The 18,477-nt window shown below is 57.0% G+C and carries 26 protein-coding genes; 17 read left to right on the top strand and 9 right to left on the bottom strand.

The annotated features are described in order from the left end of the window. Window positions 1-183: 183 nt before the first annotated feature. From ACR0BU_RS10285 to ACR0BU_RS10270, 4 genes are read left to right on the top strand one after another with little or no spacing between them, the layout of a single operon-like run. Complete coding sequence (locus ACR0BU_RS10285) at window positions 184-639, top strand: RidA family protein (protein ID WP_299079221.1); 456 nt, start codon at window positions 184-186, stop codon at window positions 637-639. Beyond that, window positions 636-1,403, top strand: a complete 768-nt coding sequence (locus ACR0BU_RS10280) for a glycerophosphodiester phosphodiesterase family protein (protein ID WP_480737179.1) — start codon at window positions 636-638, stop codon at window positions 1,401-1,403. Before ACR0BU_RS10285 ends, ACR0BU_RS10280 begins: the two co-directional genes overlap by 4 nt. A gap of 45 nt (window positions 1,404-1,448) precedes the next feature. Further along, window positions 1,449-2,636 (top strand): GNAT family N-acetyltransferase, encoded by a 1,188-nt coding sequence (locus tag ACR0BU_RS10275; protein WP_480737178.1) that lies wholly within the window; start codon window positions 1,449-1,451, stop codon window positions 2,634-2,636. Further along, window positions 2,633-2,926 (top strand): 4a-hydroxytetrahydrobiopterin dehydratase, encoded by a 294-nt coding sequence (locus ACR0BU_RS10270; protein WP_120634715.1) that lies wholly within the window; start codon window positions 2,633-2,635, stop codon window positions 2,924-2,926. The genes ACR0BU_RS10275 and ACR0BU_RS10270 overlap by 4 nt, the downstream gene beginning before the upstream one ends. Here ACR0BU_RS10270 and ACR0BU_RS10265 read toward each other — a convergent pair. The 4 genes from ACR0BU_RS10265 to ACR0BU_RS10250 form a co-directional block, all read right to left on the bottom strand. Further along, a complete protein-coding gene (locus tag ACR0BU_RS10265; RefSeq protein ID WP_298934287.1) occupies window positions 2,923-3,234 on the bottom strand; it encodes a hypothetical protein in 312 nt (103 codons plus the stop codon). The two genes, ACR0BU_RS10270 and ACR0BU_RS10265, sit on opposite strands and share 4 nt — an antisense overlap. A gap of 23 nt (window positions 3,235-3,257) precedes the next feature. Continuing rightward, window positions 3,258-3,605 (bottom strand): EF-hand domain-containing protein, encoded by a 348-nt coding sequence (locus ACR0BU_RS10260; protein ID WP_298934288.1) that lies wholly within the window; start codon window positions 3,603-3,605, stop codon window positions 3,258-3,260. An 11-nt stretch (window positions 3,606-3,616) separates the two neighbouring features. Further along, window positions 3,617-3,862 carry a glycine zipper 2TM domain-containing protein gene (locus tag ACR0BU_RS10255; RefSeq protein ID WP_300069128.1) on the bottom strand — a complete coding sequence of 82 codons (246 nt, stop codon included), beginning with the start codon at window positions 3,860-3,862 and terminating at the stop codon, window positions 3,617-3,619. Between the two features lie 102 nt (window positions 3,863-3,964). Continuing rightward, the gene (locus ACR0BU_RS10250; RefSeq protein ID WP_298934290.1) at window positions 3,965-4,450 is read right to left on the bottom strand and encodes a peroxiredoxin; all 486 of its coding nucleotides are present in this window, start codon (window positions 4,448-4,450) and stop codon (window positions 3,965-3,967) included. 98 nt (window positions 4,451-4,548) lie between these two features. On the opposite strand from ACR0BU_RS10250, the gene ACR0BU_RS10245 reads away from it, so the two are divergent. From ACR0BU_RS10245 to ACR0BU_RS10230, 4 genes are read left to right on the top strand one after another with little or no spacing between them, the layout of a single operon-like run. Beyond that, the gene (locus ACR0BU_RS10245) at window positions 4,549-5,760 is read left to right on the top strand and encodes an NAD(P)/FAD-dependent oxidoreductase (protein ID WP_480737176.1); all 1,212 of its coding nucleotides are present in this window, start codon (window positions 4,549-4,551) and stop codon (window positions 5,758-5,760) included. After that, window positions 5,757-6,314: a 16S rRNA (guanine(966)-N(2))-methyltransferase RsmD gene (gene rsmD / locus ACR0BU_RS10240; RefSeq protein ID WP_480737175.1), complete on the top strand. Its 558-nt coding sequence runs from the start codon at window positions 5,757-5,759 to the stop codon at window positions 6,312-6,314. The genes ACR0BU_RS10245 and rsmD overlap by 4 nt, the downstream gene beginning before the upstream one ends. A gap of 1 nt (window position 6,315) precedes the next feature. Next, complete coding sequence (locus ACR0BU_RS10235; protein WP_480737174.1) at window positions 6,316-6,951, top strand: HAD family hydrolase; 636 nt, start codon at window positions 6,316-6,318, stop codon at window positions 6,949-6,951. 23 nt (window positions 6,952-6,974) lie between these two features. Beyond that, a complete protein-coding gene (locus ACR0BU_RS10230) occupies window positions 6,975-7,154 on the top strand; it encodes a hypothetical protein (RefSeq protein ID WP_298934296.1) in 180 nt (59 codons plus the stop codon). Here the strand turns inward: ACR0BU_RS10230 and map are convergent. Further along, on the bottom strand, window positions 7,142-7,954 hold the full coding sequence (gene map, locus ACR0BU_RS10225) for a type I methionyl aminopeptidase (protein ID WP_480737172.1): 813 nt from the start codon (window positions 7,952-7,954) through the stop codon (window positions 7,142-7,144). The two genes, ACR0BU_RS10230 and map, sit on opposite strands and share 13 nt — an antisense overlap. Before the next feature lie 191 nt (window positions 7,955-8,145). Between map and ACR0BU_RS10220 the strand changes: the two genes are divergently transcribed. Next, window positions 8,146-9,810 (top strand): tetratricopeptide repeat-containing sulfotransferase family protein, encoded by a 1,665-nt coding sequence (locus tag ACR0BU_RS10220; protein WP_480737170.1) that lies wholly within the window; start codon window positions 8,146-8,148, stop codon window positions 9,808-9,810. 365 nt (window positions 9,811-10,175) lie between these two features. Here the strand turns inward: ACR0BU_RS10220 and sfsA are convergent, their stop codons facing one another. Next, the gene (gene sfsA, locus ACR0BU_RS10215; RefSeq protein ID WP_480737168.1) at window positions 10,176-10,886 is read right to left on the bottom strand and encodes a DNA/RNA nuclease SfsA; all 711 of its coding nucleotides are present in this window, start codon (window positions 10,884-10,886) and stop codon (window positions 10,176-10,178) included. 39 nt (window positions 10,887-10,925) lie between these two features. After that, entirely contained in the window at window positions 10,926-11,681 is a 756-nt protein-coding gene (locus ACR0BU_RS10210; protein ID WP_480737166.1) for an SDR family NAD(P)-dependent oxidoreductase, read from the bottom strand. 100 nt (window positions 11,682-11,781) lie between these two features. Here ACR0BU_RS10210 and ACR0BU_RS10205 point away from each other — a divergent pair, with 100 nt between their 5' ends. The 5 genes from ACR0BU_RS10205 (at window position 11,782) to ACR0BU_RS10185 (ending at window position 15,330) form a co-directional block, all read left to right on the top strand. Beyond that, the gene (locus tag ACR0BU_RS10205; protein ID WP_480737164.1) at window positions 11,782-12,345 is read left to right on the top strand and encodes a TetR/AcrR family transcriptional regulator; all 564 of its coding nucleotides are present in this window, start codon (window positions 11,782-11,784) and stop codon (window positions 12,343-12,345) included. A gap of 69 nt (window positions 12,346-12,414) precedes the next feature. After that, window positions 12,415-13,137 (top strand): competence/damage-inducible protein A, encoded by a 723-nt coding sequence (locus tag ACR0BU_RS10200; RefSeq protein ID WP_480737162.1) that lies wholly within the window; start codon window positions 12,415-12,417, stop codon window positions 13,135-13,137. After that, window positions 13,134-13,862 (top strand): GNAT family N-acetyltransferase, encoded by a 729-nt coding sequence (locus tag ACR0BU_RS10195; RefSeq protein WP_300069155.1) that lies wholly within the window; start codon window positions 13,134-13,136, stop codon window positions 13,860-13,862. The genes ACR0BU_RS10200 and ACR0BU_RS10195 overlap by 4 nt, the downstream gene beginning before the upstream one ends. After that, entirely contained in the window at window positions 13,859-14,431 is a 573-nt protein-coding gene (locus ACR0BU_RS10190; RefSeq protein ID WP_480737161.1) for a peroxidase-related enzyme, read from the top strand. The genes ACR0BU_RS10195 and ACR0BU_RS10190 overlap by 4 nt, the downstream gene beginning before the upstream one ends. After that, entirely contained in the window at window positions 14,428-15,330 is a 903-nt protein-coding gene (locus tag ACR0BU_RS10185) for an OmpA family protein (RefSeq protein ID WP_480737159.1), read from the top strand. Before ACR0BU_RS10190 ends, ACR0BU_RS10185 begins: the two co-directional genes overlap by 4 nt. A 66-nt stretch (window positions 15,331-15,396) precedes the next feature. On the opposite strand, the gene ACR0BU_RS10180 is transcribed toward ACR0BU_RS10185, so the two are convergent. After that, complete coding sequence (locus tag ACR0BU_RS10180; protein ID WP_120634856.1) at window positions 15,397-16,302, bottom strand: LysR family transcriptional regulator; 906 nt, start codon at window positions 16,300-16,302, stop codon at window positions 15,397-15,399. A gap of 227 nt (window positions 16,303-16,529) precedes the next feature. On the opposite strand from ACR0BU_RS10180, the gene ACR0BU_RS10175 reads away from it, so the two are divergent. Further along, entirely contained in the window at window positions 16,530-16,970 is a 441-nt protein-coding gene (locus ACR0BU_RS10175) for a DUF4399 domain-containing protein (RefSeq protein WP_480737157.1), read from the top strand. 3 nt (window positions 16,971-16,973) lie between these two features. Here ACR0BU_RS10175 and ACR0BU_RS10170 read toward each other — a convergent pair whose 3' ends face one another. Continuing rightward, the gene (locus tag ACR0BU_RS10170; protein WP_480737155.1) at window positions 16,974-17,654 is read right to left on the bottom strand and encodes an ArsR/SmtB family transcription factor; all 681 of its coding nucleotides are present in this window, start codon (window positions 17,652-17,654) and stop codon (window positions 16,974-16,976) included. 72 nt (window positions 17,655-17,726) lie between these two features. On the opposite strand from ACR0BU_RS10170, the gene ACR0BU_RS10165 reads away from it, so the two are divergent. Next, window positions 17,727-18,050 carry an NIPSNAP family protein gene (locus ACR0BU_RS10165; protein ID WP_480737154.1) on the top strand — a complete coding sequence of 108 codons (324 nt, stop codon included), beginning with the start codon at window positions 17,727-17,729 and terminating at the stop codon, window positions 18,048-18,050. Continuing rightward, window positions 18,047-18,385 (top strand): antibiotic biosynthesis monooxygenase family protein, encoded by a 339-nt coding sequence (locus ACR0BU_RS10160; protein ID WP_298934328.1) that lies wholly within the window; start codon window positions 18,047-18,049, stop codon window positions 18,383-18,385. Before ACR0BU_RS10165 ends, ACR0BU_RS10160 begins: the two co-directional genes overlap by 4 nt. The last annotated feature ends 92 nt before the right edge of the window (window positions 18,386-18,477 follow it).

Here is an 18,477-nt window from a genome sequence, read left to right as displayed (position 1 = left end):
AATTGAAACACCTTGCGTTTAACCCGCCTGCCGGTCCGGGGTAAAGTGACACCGGTTCAACAGTTCGGAATAAGAGAAGTTATGCCAAGATTGCAGGCATTCCAGAAAATACTGGTTTCCGGCTTTCCCAATCCGATCTTCCCGGTTAGCGTCCGCCCGAGTCGAAAACAGGGAGGATCATAAATGAGCATCGCAGCCAATTTGGAAAGCCTGGGTGTGACCTTGCCCGATGCACCTGCACCAGCGGCAAACTATGTGCCTTTTGTGCGTGTCGGTAACATCGTCTACGTCTCAGGCCAGATATCAAAGGCAGATGACCTGATCACCGGCAAACTGGGGGATGACATGGATGTCGCAGCAGGCGCTGCGGCGGCAAAGGTTTGTGCCATCAATCTGCTTGCGCAGGTCAGGGCGGCCTGCGGTGGAGACATCGAAAAGCTGGTGCGTGTGATCAAGTTGACTGGCTTTGTGAATTCAACCGCAGATTTCACAGACCAACCACAGGTGATCAACGGGGCCTCAGATTTCCTTGTCGAGGCTTTGGGGGATGCAGGTCGTCATTCCCGTTCAGCTGTCAGCGCTGCATCATTGCCACTGGGTGTCGCTGTTGAAATCGAAGGTATTTTCGAGGTTCAATGACACCGTCTCTGCCAGCAGAGTTCCTGCAAACCCCGGTCGCACATCGGGCGCTGCATGACAAAACGCAAAACCGTCCGGAAAACAGCCGGGCGGCCATTCGTGCTGCCGTCGAGGCCGGGTATGGGATTGAGGTCGATCTTCAGCTGACCTCGGATGATCGCGCGATGGTGTTTCACGACTACGACATGGCCCGATTGACCGGGCAGTCTGGTCCAATCCGGCAGATCACCGCTACGCAGGCGTCATCCACCACGTTGCTGCACGCTGACGATGGCATTCCGACGCTGGATGAAGTGCTGGATCTGGTTGCTGGCAAGGTGCCGTTGTTGATCGAGCTCAAGGATCAGGACGGGGCGATGGGCACGGATGTCGGGGCTCTCGAACAGGATGCTGTTCGCGCGTTGCAAGGATATGATGGCCCGCTGGCGCTGATGTCTTTCAATCCAAACAGCGTGGCCGAACTGGCTCGTCTGGCGCCGGATTTGCCGCGCGGTCTAGTGACCAGTTCATATGATCCGCAGGATTGGCCCCTGTCTGAAGAAACTTGCAGCCATCTGCGCGCGATTCCCGACTTCGATCGGGTCGGCGCCAGTTTCATCAGCCACGAAGTCCACGATCTGGCCCGTCCCCGAGTCGCTGAACTCAAATCGAAGGGTGTACCGATACTGTGTTGGACGGTCCGGTCGCCCGAACAAGAAGCAGAAGCGCGCAAGGTTGCCGACAATGTGACCTTTGAGGGGTATTTGGCCGCACAACCGGGTTGATCCCGCCGCGTCCCACCACAAATACTGATCAGGTGCGGAGGGCATATGGATCAGGCACAGATCGAGGTTCAGATTCTGGGATCGCTCTCGCAGATTGCTGCGGCAGAGTGGGACAGTTGTGCTTGTCCCGATGCGGCAGATGGCGGGCGTCCGTTAGATCCGTTTACCACACATCGGTTCCTGCTGGCGCTTGAAGAAAGCGGTTCCGTCGGTCGTGGTACTGGCTGGCAACCGCAGTACCTGACCGCCTTTCTGGATGGCATGTTGATTGCGGCAGCACCGATGTATGCCAAATCCCACAGCCAGGGCGAGTATATCTTCGATCACAGCTGGGCGCATGCTTACGAAAGTGCCGGCGGACGCTATTACCCTAAATTGCAGATCACCGTGCCCTTTACGCCAGCTACCGGGCGGCGCTTTCTGGTGCGCCCCGGGTACGAAGGGATTGGCATGTTGGCGTTGGTGCAGGGCGCGGTGCAATTGGCGGCGGACAATCAGGTGTCGTCGCTGCACGCAACCTTCTGTACCCAGGATGAGGCGCTGGCGGGTGAGCAGATGGGGCTTATGGTGCGCAGCTCGCAGCAGTTTCACTGGCTCAACAATAACTATGCGGATTTCGCCGGTTTTCTCGCCGACTTGTCCTCGCGCAAACGCAAGAACATTCGCAAGGAACGCGCACAGGCGGGAGATTTCGGGGGCGAGATCCGCACCCTGACGGGATCTGATCTGAGGCCGGAGCATTGGGATGCATTCTGGGAGTTTTATCAGGACACTGGCGCGCGCAAATGGGGTTCGCCATATCTTACGCGCCAGTTTTTTGATATCGCGCAGGAAACCATGACGGACGACATGGCGCTGGTTTTGGCCGAACGCAATGGCGTTCCGATCGCAGGTGCGCTTAACTTCATTGGTCGCGAAACACTTTTTGGTCGCTATTGGGGCTGTGTTGAACACCACGCCTGCCTGCATTTTGAGCTGTGCTACTATCAGGCAATCGACTTTGCCATTGCTCATGGGCTTGCCCGTGTCGAAGCCGGTGCGCAGGGTGAACACAAGCTGGCGCGCGGCTATTTGCCCACGCTCACCCACAGCCTGCATTGGATTGGCGATCCAGGATTTGCAGATGCGGTAAAAAAGTATCTAGACGCCGAAGGCCGTGCAGTGGGAGAAGAGATCGAGATTCTGACGGATTACGGCCCGTTTAGAAAATCGAACCCGGAGGAACAGCAATGACCGAACTTTTGTCTACTGAAACCCGCGGACCCCTGCTGGATCCGCTGTTCAACAACGGCTGGACCATGGTTGAAGGCCGGGACGCGATCACCAAGACCTTCATATTCGACAATTTCGTCGCTGCATTTGGCTGGATGACGCAAGTGGCAATCTGGGCCGAAAAGTGGAACCATCACCCCGAATGGTCGAATGTGTACCGCACAGTCGACGTGGTGCTGTCCACCCACGACGTGGGCGGTTTGTCGTCGCTGGATGCAAAGCTTGCGCGCAAAATGGACAGCTTGCTTTAGCCTCTGTCGCTGCCTGATCCAACGCCGCCAGCCAAAGACGCTACCACACCCATCTGTTTGAATTCGGACGGTGTTACCGTGCCATCGTTGACATTGATGTTAGACGGTATCCCGGTCGTGCGGTTGCCGATGGACCGAACGCTGCGTGCGGCCGGGTTTATGTCCAGGCACCGCGTATCATAGCAGGTCAGACCGCTGGTATTGATCTGAATACGGGGCTGGCCGTCCGCGCCGGTGACAACCGGGGCCTGAGGCACGTCACATGCCGCCAGCAGCGCAAGCGCGCTCAGGCCGATCCATTTGCTCATACCATGCTCCTGTCAGAGTTGGCCTAGTCCAACTGGCTATTTCCGTCCTGATCCGCCGCATTGAAATCTAGGTTCATCTGGGCGTCGTATTCAGCTCTGGAGATAAGGCTATCTTTGTTGCGGTCAACTTGCTGGAACTGCTTGATGTCCAGAAACGGCTTGGCTTCGTCCAGACCCAGCGTGCCGTTCTTGTCGTCATCCATTTCCTGAAACGCATAGTCGGAAAAGGCGTTGAACTCGTCCTTGGACAGAAACCCATCATTGTTGGTGTCGATCGCGTTCAACTCTTTTTCATGCAACTCAGCCACGGTTTCGGCGCTGACGGCATTCGCCAGAAACATGGCAGCGACAAGGATAACTGCGCGCTTCATTCCAAACCCCCTCAGCATGAGAACCTCTGACCTTCAATGCCCCCGGCAGCGGCGCCCGCCGCAGTGAGGATTGATTTGCCAGACCCGCCCCCAAACTGGTTGCCAATGGCGCCGCCGATCAACGCGCCCCCAAGGGTTCCGCCGAGACATGCGATTTCGTGTTGCCGTGCGGCTTGTTGTTGCGGCGTGGGTGCAGGGCCGCAGGCCGCCAACAGACCCGCCCCGCCCAAGATAACAGAATACAAACTAAGTTTCACAAATGAGCCCCCAATAAGACGGGTCCAGTATTGGTCCATCTGGGGAGTGTATCAAGTTAAATACACTTCATGTGGCCCCAGCACTGCCGGGGCCAAACTGGATCAAATGACGTCCAGCAGTCCTTCGCCTGCCGAAGTTTCACAGACACCTGGGTTTTCTTCCAGGTTCAGGGCGACGACTTTGCCGTCTTCGACCAGCATGGCGTAGCGCTTGGACCGTGCAATCAGGCCCACGGGTGGTGCATCAAAATCCATTCCCAGTGCCTTGGTAAATTCCGATGAGGCATCGGACAGCATGGTCAGACCGGCCGCGCTGGCACCTGTGGATTCGCCCCAAGCGCTCATCACAAAGGGATCGTTGACCGAAATGCAGATGATCTCGTCTACACCCTTTGCGTCGAACTGATCTTTGGTCCGCATGAAGCTGGGCACGTGCGCAGTTGTGCAGGTGCCGGTATATGCCCCAGGCACAGCAAAAATGACGACCTTCCGGCCTTTTGTCTTGTCTGAAACCTGAACGCCTTCGGGGCCTTCAGCGCCCATCTGGATCAGTGTGGCATCGGGCAGAGTATCACCGGTAGAAATCATTTTGTGCTCCTGTCGATTGGATTTGCAGAGTCAGTCCCTGCCGCAATATAGGTGGTCGGACGAAAGTGACCACGTGAATTCGACAGGGTGGGAGGAACATGAGCCATATTGTCGTGATAGGTGCCGGACAGGCGGGTGCATCGCTTGTTGCCAGGCTGCGAAAAGATGGGTTCGAAGGCGATATCACCCTGATTGGGGCCGAGCCGCATCTGCCATATCAGCGCCCGCCACTGTCCAAGGCCTACCTGCTGGGCGAGATGGAGCTGGAACGTTTATTCCTGCGCCCCGAGAGCTTTTATACCGATAACAGCATCACCCTGCGTTTGGGTCAGCGCGTGACGGGCATCGATGCCAAGGCCAAGACTGTGACGTTGGGCGATGAGGTTATTTCCTATGACGAGCTTGCCCTGACCACCGGATCAGACCCGCGTCGGTTGCCCGCTGCGATAGGCGGTAATCTGGATGGTGTGCACGTGGTGCGCGATCTGGCGCATGTAGACGATATGGGCCCCTGGGTCACAGAAGGTGCGCGCGCACTGATCGTGGGCGGCGGCTATATCGGGCTTGAGGCCGCCGCCGTGTGCGCCAAGCGCGGGGTCAAGGTAACGCTGGTCGAAATGGCGGATCGTATCCTGCAACGTGTTGCTGCTCCTGAAACCAGCGACTATTTTCGGGCCTTGCACAGCGACTACGGCGCAGACATACGCGAAGGGGTTGGGCTGGATCGTCTGGTGGGCGAGAATGGCAAGGTGACGGGCGCCGTCTTGACCGATGGATCCGAGCTTGAACTGGATTTCGTTATCGTCGGCGTCGGGATCGCGCCGGCAACCCAGCTGGCCGAGATGGCGGGGCTGACGTTGGACAACGGAATCAAGACCGATGCCCATGGCCGCACCTCTGATCCGTCAATCTGGGCGGCCGGTGACTGTGCGTCTTTCCCGCACAAGGGGGATCGCATCCGGTTGGAAAGCGTGCCCAACGCAATCGATCAGGCCGAGATCGTCGCCCAGAATATGCTCGGCGCGGCCAAGGATTATGTGGCGACGCCTTGGTTTTGGTCGGATCAATACGACGTCAAATTACAGATCGCGGGCCTGAACACCGGCTATGATCGCGTGGTGACGCGCAAGGGCGAAGGGGCAACTGTTTCCTTCTGGTACTACAAGGGCGATCGGCTGATTGCCGTTGACGCAATGAACGATCCGCGTTCCTATATGGTCGGCAAGCGCTTGATCGAGATGGGGAAAACAGCCGATCCGACTGTGGTGGCTGACCCGGATGCGGACCTGAAGCCGTTGCTTAAAGCGTGAGGATTATTGCCGGAGCGTTCCGGGGTCGCGCCCTGACCTCGGTTGGCAAAGGAGATGTGGGCGCGCATCTGCGCCCCACCACCGACCGGGTGCGCGAAAGCCTGTTCAACGTTCTGAGTCATCAGATCGATTTTGACGGCTTGCGCGTACTGGACCTGTTCGCGGGCACTGGCGCTTTGGGGCTTGAGGCGCTGTCGCGCGGCGCGTCTTATGTGACTTTTGTCGACGATGGTCGTGCGGCGCAGGCTCTGATCCGCAAAAATATTGACTTGACCGGCAGCAAAACCTGCACCGAGCTGATCCGCCGGGACGCAACGCGGTTGGGGGATAATCCAAGCCCGGGGTACGATCTGGTCTTCCTCGATCCGCCTTATGGTAAGGCGCTGGGCGAAAAGGCTTTGGCCAAAATCACGCAGGGTGGTTGGCTGGCTGATGACGCCCTGATCGTCTGGGAGGAAAGGGCCCCAATGACAGCGCCCGAGGGTTTCGATCTGCACGATACGCGGAAATATGGCGACACCCATATCTCATTGATGTGGTGGAAGGGGGCGTGACATGCATGATCTGGTGATTTTCGATTGCGATGGCGTTCTGGTCGATAGCGAGGTTCTGTCCAATCAGGTCATAGTCGACAATCTTGCGGGCTATGGTGTGCATCTTTCCTTGAACGAATGCATGTCGCTTTTTGTCGGCGGAACCATGACTGGTGTCCGCGACAAAGCCCGGACGCTAGGCGCGGATTTGCCCGACGCGTGGATCGATCAGATTTACGCCCAGACCTACGAGGTTTTGCGCGCAGGGACGCCTCTGATCGAGGGTATCCCCGAACTGTTGGCACAGCTTGATGCGCAGGGAATCCCATTCTGCGTTGCTTCAAACGGGCGGCCTGAAAAGATGCAGATCACACTGGGTCAAAACGGCTTGTGGGACCGTTTTAGCAACGTCATGTTCTCGGCCTATGTTCTGGGGGTCGGCAAACCCGACCCCACCATGTTTCGGACCGCAGCCCGGCATTTTGACGCTAAATCGCCTGTCGTCATCGAAGACAGTGAAAATGGCGTTACCGCTGCCATCAAGGCGGACATGCGCTGCCTTGGGTACGCCGCCCATGACGACGGCGCCCGGTTGGCTGCACTTGGCGCCGAGGTCTTTTCCGATATGGCGCAAGCCCCACAGCTTTTGGGGCTTTGACGCGACTATGTTATGGTTTGCAGATGGACCGCGCCATTCCCCCGCCACTCTGGGCCTTTTTGCAGGACACCGATGCCGTCACCGGTCCGCCTCCAAAACCTATGCGCACACCGATCTTCATCCATGACGCTGTCACGCCATGGGGCCCAGAGACGATGCTGCTAAAGCTATTGCGCGAGCAGGTCGCCGATCAGGACGAATAAGTCGGGTGGTACTTGCCGCCCGGTGAGAGGGTGAAAATCTCGACCCCGTCCGCCGTGACACCCACCGAATGTTCAAACTGGGCTGACAGTGATTTGTCGCGCGTCACCGCAGTCCAATCATCGGCCAGCGTTTTGGTCTCGGGGCGGCCTAAATTTACCATTGGCTCAATGGTAAAGAACATGCCTTCTTCCAGCTTTGCACCGGTGCCCGGACGCCCATAATGCAGAACGTTCGGCGGCGCGTGGAACACCCGGCCCAACCCATGGCCGCAGAAGTCGCGCACAACGCTCATCCGATGCGCTTCGACATAGGCCTGAATCGCGTGACCGATATCACCGAACGTGTTGCCCGGCTTGACCATCTCGATGCCTTTGAACAGCGCATCATGGGTCACCTGAATAAGTCGTTCGGCCTTGCGCGGCAGTTTTCCGGCCACATACATGCGCGAGGTGTCTCCGAACCAGCCATCGACAACAACGGTCACATCAACGTTCAGGATGTCGCCATCTTTCAGCTTTTTATCGCTAGGAATACCATGGCAAACCACGTGATTGACGCTGATACAGCTGGCGTGTTGATAGCCCTTGTAACCTATGGTCGCCGAGGTCGCGCCCGCATCCTCGACCATCTGTGTGATGATCCGATCAATCTCGCCAGTGGTTTGGCCAACAACGACATGGTCAGCGACATCATCCAGAATCCGCGCAGCCAGTTCCCCTGCCGCGTGCATTCCGGCAAAGTCACCCTGTTCATAGATGCGGATACCGTCCTTTGTCAGACGGCCACGATGTTCTTTCATCGACGCTAGGCTCCAAATGTTTCGCGCAGCACTCCTTTTACGCTGCTTGCGCAGAAAGTACCAGAGGGCGCGGCGTCGCATTGTAATGCTGTTGATCAAGTATCATATCGAAACAAATAGACCCTCGGAAATTTTTTGAGTGAACCGGGGCATGGTCTGTTCGAATTAATGAGACAGATAGGGCTTTGAAAATGATTAATAAATTCGACCCTGTGGGTGCCGAAGTGTCTGTTATTAGTGATTTGTTAAAAAATGGTCGTCCGGACAAAGCATACAAACGGGCAACCAAGGCCGCAAAAAAATGGCCGAAAGTGTCCGCTTTGCCCAAGCTCGCGGGATTGTGTGCGGTCCAGCAACAGAAATTCAAACTGGCGCAGACGAACTTTGAACGTGCGTGGCATTTGGATCCTGAAAACCAGGAATTGATCCAGAATTACGGGTTGAGTCTGGTACAGGGTGGAAATTCCGAAGACGCTTTGCGTTTCATCGACAAAGTTGGCACCCGGGCGGCTTTGACGCCATCCCAGCTTTACATTCAGGCGCTGGCGCTGCTGCGTGAAAACGAAGATGAATTGGCCCTGGTGGCCATAGAAAAAGTGATTAAACAGCAACCGAAGAATTTGCAGGCTCTATGCCTGAAAGCCGATATCCTGGACGAGTTGCGCGAATGGACACGTGCGATTGACTTGCTAACCACACTTGTTGAACAAAACCCCAGATTTCACTTTGGCCGTTTGCGTCTGGCCAAGGCGCATGTCGGAATGGGGCAGATCGATGAAGCAATAACTCATGCTCGTGTGGCCCTTGATTTGATTCCGGACCATCCCGAAACGCTTGAATTCATGACGACACTGCCAAACCTGTCGCCGGATGATCGGTTGAAGCTGAAGGCCAATATATCCCAGACTCTTGAAGGCAAGCGGTCCTCTGGTCGCGAAGGGGCTGCGGTCGTTCATTTTGCAGCGGCGAGCCTGGCGCGTCACGACAAGGATACCGCGGTTGAGATGCAGCACCTGTCCGAGGCCCATGGATTTCTGCGCGAGGGCCTGAAGGAGTGGGACTCGCGCAACGATAAGCAATGCCGCAAGATTCTGGCCGCGTCTTTGCCAAACCCTACACCCGGACCACGAACCGATATTCCCCGACCGATATTTGTCGTTGGTCTGCCGCGATCCGGCACAACTCTGGTCGAGCGTATCTTGTCTGCCCATAGCGGTGTTCAGGGTCTGGGTGAACTTGCGTCAGTGCACCACTGGGCCCGAAAGGCCCATGCTCAGCCGTCCGAATGGCAAGCAGCGGATAAACTGGCCGATCATTATGCCGAAAACTTGCCAAACCTGACCGAAGGCGCGGTGGCTTTTGTGGATAAGGCGCCGGGGAACTACGCGTATCTCGGGGCAATTGCCCAGGCCTTCCCCGATGCTGTTATCCTGAACGTCGAACGCGATCCCCGGGATGTTGCCCTGTCGATGTGGCGCACGCATTTTGGTGCGGCTGGGTTGTATTTCACACATGACCTGAAATGGATGGCGGCCGAGGCAAACCGATATCGCCGCTATGTTCTGCATTGGCAGCACCAGCTGCCGGGTCGGATTCACAACATCGGGTACGAGCATCTGGTCAGCAATCTGAAAGACACGGTCGAAGACCTTGCCCGGATCTGCGATCTTCAGTTCCAAGAGGCTATGCTGTCGCCACATGACCTGTCCGATGCCGTCAAAACCGCAAGCAACTTACAAGTCCGACAGCCTGTGAACACGTCTTCGGTCGGGCGTTGGCAATCTGTGGCAGACCATTTCAAACCGTTCGTCAAAGCCCTTGATAAGGACTTGTGGCCGGATCTTAAGACTTTGTGAGGTAATATGTTGGTCTGACCTGTGTTGGGAGCGCCCGTTCAAGGAATTGTCGCTTCCGGCACAGGTCAGTCAGAGACTATTTTACTGGGACGGAACCCAAGCCAGCGCGCGCTGAGCCCGGACTCCTTGATTGCGATTTTCAAACGGTTAGAGAAGAAGACTCTGCTGAGAACGTTGCGATCCATCCAGAAATCCAGATCACTGGCGGCAGACGGGTTTACGGCCAGCTTGTTATTCCCCTCGGGGTCGACCTGTCAAACTTCGGTGCTCTCAACAACTGCTCGTAACCCGGCGGACAGTTTTGGCTCAAAAGTCTTTCGGCAGAATTGGCAGCACTCAGTCTTCAAAGAGGTTTAAGCCTTAGTTCACAGCAGTTTACCTGAAATCAATCGGTCGTCTATCTCAATCCCCTCGGGCGAAACCCGAGTTCCATAGATCAGCCGTTCTACGCCCTGTGCTTGTGCCGCATCAAATGCCGCCGCATAGGTCGGGTCAATGTCTGCTGCCAGTGCAAATCGATGACAATCCGTGCGTTGCACCAGATACAACATGATCGCGCGATGACCTTGCTGGGTCATCGCCTCCAGTTCCCCCAAATGCTTGGTGCCGCGGGCGGTGACGCTGTCGGGAAACTCGGCCAGACCGGGTTGGCGCGATAGGGTGACGCTTTTGACCTCAACATAGGCATCCGGCAGCCCTGGTTGGGTCAGTAGGAAATCAATGCGACTGTTTTCGCCGTATTTCACCTCGGGTCGCACGGTTTGATAGGCGGCCAGTTCGGAAACCTCACCTGCTTCAAGCGCGGAACGCAGGGCTTTGTTGGGCACGGATGTGTCGACGCCGGTGAAATGCCCATTCTCATGATCGACCAGCCGCCAGCCGTATTTCAGCTTTTTCTTGGGGTCGTCATTGGGCTCCAGCCAGATTTTTCTACCCGGCTCGGCCAGTCCCAGCATTGAGCCTGGGTTGGCGCAGTGGGCGGTGATCTCACGCCCGTCCTCCAGCGTGCAATCGGCCAGAAAGCGTTTGTAGCGGCGGATCAGGCGGGCGGGAACAAGAGGCGTCGGGAATCTCATACCCACCGCCATATCGCGCACCCGCCCGCAAGAAAAGGGTCAGACCAGACCCGCCATCACGCCGCCGTCGACATCCCAAACCGCCCCGGTGACCCAGGACGCGTCATCCGAAAGCAGATGGGTGATTGTGTTGGCTACATCCTCGGGCCGACCGACGCGACCAATCGGGTGGAAGGCATCAAATCCGCTGGTCAGAGTGTCTTCGATCTGGTCCGGGTCGATGAACGCGCCGTAGATTGGCGTCACCACAACCGCAGGTGAAACAGCGTTGACGCGGATGCCGTGGGCCGCCAGCTCCATTGCAAGATGCTGGGTCAGTGAATGCAACCCAGCCTTGGCCATCGAATAGGCCGAGGACGGCGTCGCCCGAACCGCCTGCTTGGCCCACATAGAGCCTATGTTGACGATGCTGCCACTGCCGTTGGCCTTCATGTTCTCAGCCACGGTTTGGGTGATGAAAAACGTAGCGCGGTTTAAGTCCATGTAGCTGTCATAGTCTTCAAACCCATGCTCAAGGAACGGTTTGGGCGAGAATGTTCCAGCCGCGTTGATCAGACCCACGATGTGCTTGTCGCTTGTCTTGATCTGTTCAATCAAGGCTTCGACCTCGGCTGCATTGCGCAGGTTGACCTGCTGGGTTTCCGTAGAAGCGTCCAGCTCGGCCTTGGCGCCGTTCAGCTTGGCAGTTGACGAGCCGACCAGCGTGACATGCTGTCCCTTGGCCACGAGCTGCCTTGCTGCAGCCAGGCCCATTCCACTGGATCCACCGATGATAAGAGTTGTCGTTTGTGTCATGATCAGATTCCCTATCTACTGATAGGTAGATATATTGGAGTGGCGGTTTCCTTTTCAACCCCCTATCTAATGATAGATAGATTTCTTGGACGCGTGACCCATGGCAAAATCAGATAAACCCCTGACCGAGACGGCAACTCGTATCCTGGACGTGGCCGAGCGTATGGCGCGGCTGGGCGGGTATAACGCCTTCAGTTTCCGCGATATCGCCAGCGAAATTGGCATCAAATCAGCCAGTATTCACTACCACTTCCCCACCAAGGAAGACTTGGGGGAGGTGCTGGTCAAGCGATACACCGAGCGGTTTCTGGACGCGTTGGGCCAGCCCGATGGGGCCTCTCCCATGGAACTACTCGCGCGGTATGTGCAGGTGTACCGATCGGCCCTGATCGAACAAGACCTGATGTGCTTATGCGGTATGTTCGGTGCAGAGATTGCAAAACTCCCCGACCCTGTGTCCAAGCGGACGCGCGAATTTTTTGAACGCAACCTTGCGTGGCTTGAAACCGTGTTCCAAGCGGCTGAGTCAAAGGATCCAAGAGCGCGTGCCGGTGAAACCATTGCCCAACTGGAGGGAGCGATGATCTTGGCACGGTCGCTGAATGACATGGACCTTTTCAACAGGATCACCGCAAATTTGCCGACAGAATCCTTGCGTCACTAACAATGGGACCTTGCGAGGCCGGTCAGGACGGATATCTTGCCCACACGTCGCAGCAAGAAAGGACAGGCCATGTCAAACCCAACCGCAGCCATGCTGGTGATCGGGGACGAAATCCTGTCGGGTCGTACGCGTGATGCCAATATGCACTATCTGGCCGGGGAACTGACCAAACAAGGCATCGATCTGAACGAAGTTCGCATCGTAAGTGACGATGCGCCCGCGATTGAGGCGGCGGCCAAAGCATTGTCTGAAACATATGACCACGTGTTTACCAGTGGTGGCATCGGTCCGACCCACGACGATATTACCGCTGATTGCATTGCCCGCGCCTTTGGGGCGCATATCGATGTGCGCGATGATGCCCGCGCGTTGCTGCAGGCCCACTATGACAACTCCGGTCTGGAATTGAATGCCGCGCGACTGCGCATGGCCCGTATTCCGGATGGGGCGGTTTTGATCGACAATCCGGTCTCGACCGCGCCTGGTTTCACCATAGAAAATGTGCACGTCATGGCCGGGGTCCCATTGGTGTTCCAGGCGATGGTTGCCAGTGTGCTGCCAACCCTGACCGGGGGTCGTCCCTTGTTGTCTCAAACTTTGCGCGTGAATCGGGGTGAGGGCGATATCGCCGCAACCCTGTCTGTGTTGGCCGGCGCGTTCGACGACCTGTCGATCGGGTGTTATCCGTTTCAGACCAACGGAGTGTTTGGGGCCAACGTGGTTGTCCGGGGTACCGATGGTGCGCGGATTGACGCGGCCATGACCCGGTTGGCGAAAGAGTTGCCGCTGTGATCCCTAACTGGGTCGACATCGTCGACGGCACCTGGCCCGCTGCCAGTTATGAAACGCTGGGTCCATTTCAATTGCGCCAAGGGCAGGGCGGCGGCTCACGCGTGTCAGCGGCCAATGCGCTGGGCGCTGCGACCGATGCAGACATCGACGCCGCCGAAGCAGCAATGAGTGCGATGGGGCAGAAACGCATCTTCTGCCTGCGTCCGGGTCACGAGATGCTGGATGCGCGGCTAGCCCGCCGGGGGTATGATATCCTTGATCCGGTCAATATCTATTCTTGCCCAGTGACCCGTCTGACCGACCAGCCCATCCCCCGTGTCACGGTATTTTCAATCTGGGAACCGCTTGTGATCATGCGCGAAATCTGGGCGTCAGGTGGTATAGGGCCTGAACGAGTGGCGATTATGGAGCGTGCCAAAGGCCCTAAAACGGCCTTCCTTTTACGTCACAACGATCAACCCTGCGGCACCGCGTTTGTCGCGATGCACGGCGATGTCGCAATGTTGCATGCACTGGAAATCTTGCCGGATCATCGACGTCAGGGATTGGGTCAATGGACCATGCGCGCTGCGGCCTTCTGGGCGATGGACAACGGCGCCCAGACCCTTAGCGTGATCTGCACCAAAGCCAATGACGGGGCCAATGGCCTCTACCGTGCGCTCGGGATGGAGATCGTCGGAGAATACCATTACCGTCAGCGTGTCGAAAGAGAGAGATCGTCGTGACAAAACAAGACATGCCCACCGCGTTGGACCTGCCCATGGTCGATCCGTTGCCGCCCGAGACGCAGAAGTATTTTGACATCTGTGTCGAGAAACTGGGCATGGTGCCAAATGTGCTGAAGGCCAATGCGTTTGACATCGAAAAGCTGAACGCTTTTGCGGCGATGTATAACGATCTGATGCTGTCAGACAGTGGTCTGTCCAAGCTGGAACGAGAAATGATCGCGGTGGTCGTTTCGTCGATCAACAAGTGCTTCTATTGTCTTGTTGCCCACGGTGCAGCGGTACGGCAGTTGTCTGGAAATCCGCAATTGGGTGAGATGCTGGTGATGAATTACCGGGTCGCACCGCTGGATGGGCGTCAGCGCGCGATGCTGGACTTTGCAGCCAAGATGACCACAGCCAGTGCTGAAGTCGAAGAACCGAACCGACAACGGCTGCGCGATGTAGGGTTCAGTGACCGCGACATCTGGGACATTGCCAATGTGACTGGCTTTTTCAATATGTCGAACCGCGTGGCCAGCGCCACTGCGATGGTTCCAAACGAAGAGTATCACACGCAATTTCGATGATCCGATTTCTTGCCCTTTGCACCCTGATACTGGCCGGACCCGTTGCCGCGCAGGACCTGACGCTGCCCGCCAGTGCGCGCCAGATCAGCGAACGGATTTCACCATTGGACAGTTACGATCTGCCAACCGGTCCGTATGCCAATGGCTCGGTACCTGCCCGCACCGTAGAAGGTCGCGTGGAACGGTTTTCCTGGCGCTTGCAAGCCGGATCCAGCACCACGCTTCAGCTTTTGGCGCCCTTACGTGACCAAATAGAGGCGCAGGGGTTTGACATCCTTTTCGAATGCGAAGCTCGCACCTGCGGAGGATTCGATTTTCGGTTCGGCACCGAGGTGATTCCGACCCCGGATATGTACGTCGCCATTCAGGACTATCGATTTCTTTCAGCCACCAAAGGGGCCGAGGTTCTGAGCCTTTTGGTCAGCCGCAACCCGCCAGATGGCTATGTCCAAATGATCCGCGTCACGCCCTTGGGGGGGCCAAGCCCGACCCCTGTTGTGATCGAGCAGACCGTTGACGGAACGGGTGGTCTTTTGGCCGAGTTTGAACGCACCGGTCACGTGATTCTGGATGATCTTCATTTTCGCACGGGTGAAGTGGCCTTGGGTGATGGCCCATTTGCTTCTTTGACCCTTCTGGCTGGCTTCTTAGCCGAAAACCCGGGCATGCGGCTCGCTTTGGTGGGTCACACGGATGATACCGGCGATCGGCAGGCAAATACTTCCGTCAGTACCCGCCGCGCACAAGCCGTGCGGACCCGGTTAATCAACGCGCACGGCGTAGCATCCGACCGGATCGAGGCGCAGGGTGTTGGCTATCTGGCCCCCATCACATCGAACGCAACCGCCGAAGGGCGGGATCTGAATCGCCGGGTCGAGGCGGTGTTGCTGTTGAACTGACATTTCTCAATACGTGCAGACAAAAAAAGACCCGCACCGAAGTGCGGGCCAGTCCACCGGGAGAAATTACCAATCCATCGGGCCCTTTTCGTTGAAGGACTCGACAAGAAAATCAATGAACGCCCTCACTTTGGGCTGCGTAAAGCGACCGGGCGGGTAAACCGCATAGACGCCCTGAACCTCATCAGGCAGGGATGGCATCGCATCCAGAACCTGTCCGGATTTCAGTGCATCCGCATATAAATAGCTGGGCAGATATGCGATTCCCAATCCGGAAATCGCCGCATTCAACAGCGACTGACCGTCATTCACGCTGAGCCAACCGGCTGTGCGAACCTGCCTCTTTTCGCCGGAGGGCGCGGTCAGTTTCCAGACATTGCCTGATGATTGGCTGGAGTAATGCAGCAGCTTATGCTCGTTCAGATCATCGATCTTTTGTGGGCGCCCAAATTTTTCGATGTAAGACGGGGCCGCAACCATTCGTTTGACGGTTTCGGTCAGCTTGCGTGCGCGCAGGGTGCTGTCTTCCAGCTCGCCAATGCGCACGGCTACGTCAAACCCTTCTGAAATCAGCTCAACGTAGCGGTTATTCAGCACCATGTTCACGGTGATATCGGGATAGGCCGACAGGAAATTCGACAGGACCGGAGACAGGTGATTGACGCCAAAATCGGTCGCAACACTGATCCGCAACAGGCCAGACGGCGCTGATTGCATCGAGGTCACCAGCGAGTCTGCCTCGCCAGCGTCATTCAATACGCGACGGGCGCGGTCGTAATAGGCCAGCCCGATCTCGGTCGGCGACACGCGGCGCGTCGTCCGGTTTAGCAGACGTGCGCCAAGACGTGCCTCAAGGCTTGAGACGTGCTTGGACACGGCCGATTTGGAGATGCCCATCTTTTTGGCCGCATCGGTGAAGCCACCCTGGTCCACCACATTGGCGAAGGCTTCCATTTCGGTCAGTCGGTCCATTCTCGTACCCCAGGTCTTGCTTTCGTGACTGAACTTGGCGCTCAATCTGGGCGGAAACGGGGCAGACATGGGATAATATCAGGGTTTTGAATCGGATCGTTTGCAGATGGGAAACGCGGAAACAGTGATTTCCAACCTGCCCGGAGGTTCCATTGATGCTGGTTTACTGGACTTTTTGCCAAACGTGCTATGCTGAGAGTGGCATTTTTGTGTCCAGGGAGGAAATCATGAAAGCCATTTTCGTCGCCATTGCCTTATGTCTGCCCACCACCTTTGCCATGGCAGGTGGATCAACCCCATCCAACCCGGACGCGCAGGTTTATTTTGTGAATCTGTCGGATGGTGACACCGTCCAATCGCCTGTAACCGTTGTTTTTGGTCTAACTGGCATGGGGGTCGCACCGGCAGGAACCGAGAACGAAAACACTGGCCACCATCACTTGTTGATCGACCGCCCACCGCTGGGCGAAGGGGAAGATGGCGCGGATGAGCTGGCTTATGGCTTGCCTGCAGATGACAATCACATCCATTTCGGCGGTGGTCAGACCGAGGTGACGCTGGATCTCGCCCCTGGACCACATACGCTGCAGCTTGTGTTGGGCGATGCTGGCCACGTACCCCACGCAACACCGATCGTGTCAGAGGTAATCACAATCACGGTCGAATAGTCGTCACACTCCGAATTGCTTGTCGAAAGCCTGAATGCCTGCGCGTGAAAACCGGACTATGCGGCTGTCTGGCTTTCGCGACACCCAACCGATGTCTTCCATGCGTGCCAGCATGGCACGTCCAAGCTTGCCAGCAAGATGGGTTTGGCGCTCGCTCCAGTCCAGGCACGGCCGGCATAGGGGCGCGCGGTTTTTGCTGAGCGTATCCAGATCGATTCCAAACGCGGAACAGAACTCAGATCCGGTATCGGTCAGAACAACGTTGTCTGTGGAGACGTCCAGAAACCCACGGGTCTGCATTGAGGTAAACAACTGTACACCCTTACTGCCTGCCAGATGGTTGTAACACACACGTGCTTCGCGCATTTCGGCGTCATTGGGTCCGGTCCGCGTGCGAAGATGCCCGCGTCCCGCGGCCAGCCCCATCAGATTCTCTAGCGTCTGCGCGACATCCTCACCGGACAGGCCGTAATATTTGTGGCGCCCCTGTCCCCGCAGGTGCAACAGCCCGCCTTCCAGCAGCTTTTTCAGATGCGAGCTTGCCGTTTGCGGGCTGATCCCCGCCTCGCGCGCCAACTCTCCGGCTGTCAGGGCTTTGCCCGACATCAAAGCCGTCAGCATGTTTGCGCGCGCGGGATCACCAATCAGCGCGGCCATCTGGGCAATATCTGGTCCGTCTTTCATAGTTCGACCATAGTCGAAACATATAAGTCAAACAAGAATGTATTCTGCGCAGGTCAACAATCGGAGCCTTCAATGCTGACCTGCATCATTCGTTACCAGATCGACCCAACCAAGAAAGCGCAGTTCAAGACCTATGCCCAAAACTGGGGACAGGCGATTCCACGCTGCGGCGCTGACCTGATCGGCTATTTCGCCCCGCACGAGGGGTCATCGACACTGGCCTACGGCATCTACAATGTTCCCAGCCTCGCCGAATACGAAGCCTATCGCGCCCGCCTCAGCGCCGATCCGCTGGGGCAGGAGAACTACGCTTTTGCGCAAAAAGAACGGTTTATCCTGCGCGAGGATCGCACGTGGTTGAAGCTTGCTTCGGCCCCGCATGGGGAAGCCAAATGATTGCCGTCATATTCGAAGTCGAACCCGCGGATGGCGAGACCCAAACCTATCTGGACATAGCGGCAGATCTGCGACCGCTGTTGGATCAGATTGATGGGTTCATATCCGTCGAACGGTTTCAGAGTCTGGTGACCCCCGGCAAATACCTGTCATTATCGTTCTGGCGGGATGAGGATGCGGTTGCCGAATGGCGACGCATGACACAACACCGCTTGGCCCAATCGCGGGGGCGATCGGGACTGTTTGCCGGATACCGGCTGAGGGTCGCTGCGGTTGTACGGGATTATGGGCTAGCTGATCGGGACCAAGCGCCGGAAACGCGCGGTGTTGGCTAACATGAGGGCACCTTAGACCAAATCAGAACTAGCCAGCGGGTCTGGTCCTGTCTGCCAAGAACACCGGTGCGCGTCTGATCCGGGTTATCCGA

The organism is Ruegeria sp. CK2, assembly GCF_056536585.1.
This window is presented reverse-complemented; position numbering and strand designations above follow the sequence as displayed.

Excerpts from the sequence above, each read along its gene's own strand:
- ACR0BU_RS10285 (WP_299079221.1), top strand. The coding sequence starts at position 184 with ATGAGCATCGCAGCCAATTTGGAAAGCCTGGGTGTGACCTTGCCCGAT.
- ACR0BU_RS10280 (WP_480737179.1), top strand. The coding sequence starts at position 636 with ATGACACCGTCTCTGCCAGCAGAGTTCCTGCAAACCCCGGTCGCACAT.
- ACR0BU_RS10275 (WP_480737178.1), top strand. The coding sequence starts at position 1,449 with ATGGATCAGGCACAGATCGAGGTTCAGATTCTGGGATCGCTCTCGCAG.
- ACR0BU_RS10270 (WP_120634715.1), top strand. The coding sequence starts at position 2,633 with ATGACCGAACTTTTGTCTACTGAAACCCGCGGACCCCTGCTGGATCCG.
- ACR0BU_RS10265 (WP_298934287.1), bottom strand. The coding sequence starts at position 3,234 with ATGAGCAAATGGATCGGCCTGAGCGCGCTTGCGCTGCTGGCGGCATGT.
- ACR0BU_RS10260 (WP_298934288.1), bottom strand. The coding sequence starts at position 3,605 with ATGAAGCGCGCAGTTATCCTTGTCGCTGCCATGTTTCTGGCGAATGCC.
- ACR0BU_RS10250 (WP_298934290.1), bottom strand. The coding sequence starts at position 4,450 with ATGATTTCTACCGGTGATACTCTGCCCGATGCCACACTGATCCAGATG.
- ACR0BU_RS10245 (WP_480737176.1), top strand. The coding sequence starts at position 4,549 with ATGAGCCATATTGTCGTGATAGGTGCCGGACAGGCGGGTGCATCGCTT.
- ACR0BU_RS10235 (WP_480737174.1), top strand. The coding sequence starts at position 6,316 with ATGCATGATCTGGTGATTTTCGATTGCGATGGCGTTCTGGTCGATAGC.
- ACR0BU_RS10230 (WP_298934296.1), top strand. The coding sequence starts at position 6,975 with ATGGACCGCGCCATTCCCCCGCCACTCTGGGCCTTTTTGCAGGACACC.
- map (WP_480737172.1), bottom strand. The coding sequence starts at position 7,954 with ATGAAAGAACATCGTGGCCGTCTGACAAAGGACGGTATCCGCATCTAT.
- ACR0BU_RS10220 (WP_480737170.1), top strand. The coding sequence starts at position 8,146 with ATGATTAATAAATTCGACCCTGTGGGTGCCGAAGTGTCTGTTATTAGT.
- sfsA (WP_480737168.1), bottom strand. The coding sequence starts at position 10,886 with ATGAGATTCCCGACGCCTCTTGTTCCCGCCCGCCTGATCCGCCGCTAC.
- ACR0BU_RS10210 (WP_480737166.1), bottom strand. The coding sequence starts at position 11,681 with ATGACACAAACGACAACTCTTATCATCGGTGGATCCAGTGGAATGGGC.
- ACR0BU_RS10205 (WP_480737164.1), top strand. The coding sequence starts at position 11,782 with ATGGCAAAATCAGATAAACCCCTGACCGAGACGGCAACTCGTATCCTG.
- ACR0BU_RS10200 (WP_480737162.1), top strand. The coding sequence starts at position 12,415 with ATGTCAAACCCAACCGCAGCCATGCTGGTGATCGGGGACGAAATCCTG.
- ACR0BU_RS10185 (WP_480737159.1), top strand. The coding sequence starts at position 14,428 with ATGATCCGATTTCTTGCCCTTTGCACCCTGATACTGGCCGGACCCGTT.
- ACR0BU_RS10180 (WP_120634856.1), bottom strand. The coding sequence starts at position 16,302 with ATGGACCGACTGACCGAAATGGAAGCCTTCGCCAATGTGGTGGACCAG.
- ACR0BU_RS10175 (WP_480737157.1), top strand. The coding sequence starts at position 16,530 with ATGAAAGCCATTTTCGTCGCCATTGCCTTATGTCTGCCCACCACCTTT.
- ACR0BU_RS10170 (WP_480737155.1), bottom strand. The coding sequence starts at position 17,654 with ATGAAAGACGGACCAGATATTGCCCAGATGGCCGCGCTGATTGGTGAT.
- ACR0BU_RS10165 (WP_480737154.1), top strand. The coding sequence starts at position 17,727 with ATGCTGACCTGCATCATTCGTTACCAGATCGACCCAACCAAGAAAGCG.
- ACR0BU_RS10160 (WP_298934328.1), top strand. The coding sequence starts at position 18,047 with ATGATTGCCGTCATATTCGAAGTCGAACCCGCGGATGGCGAGACCCAA.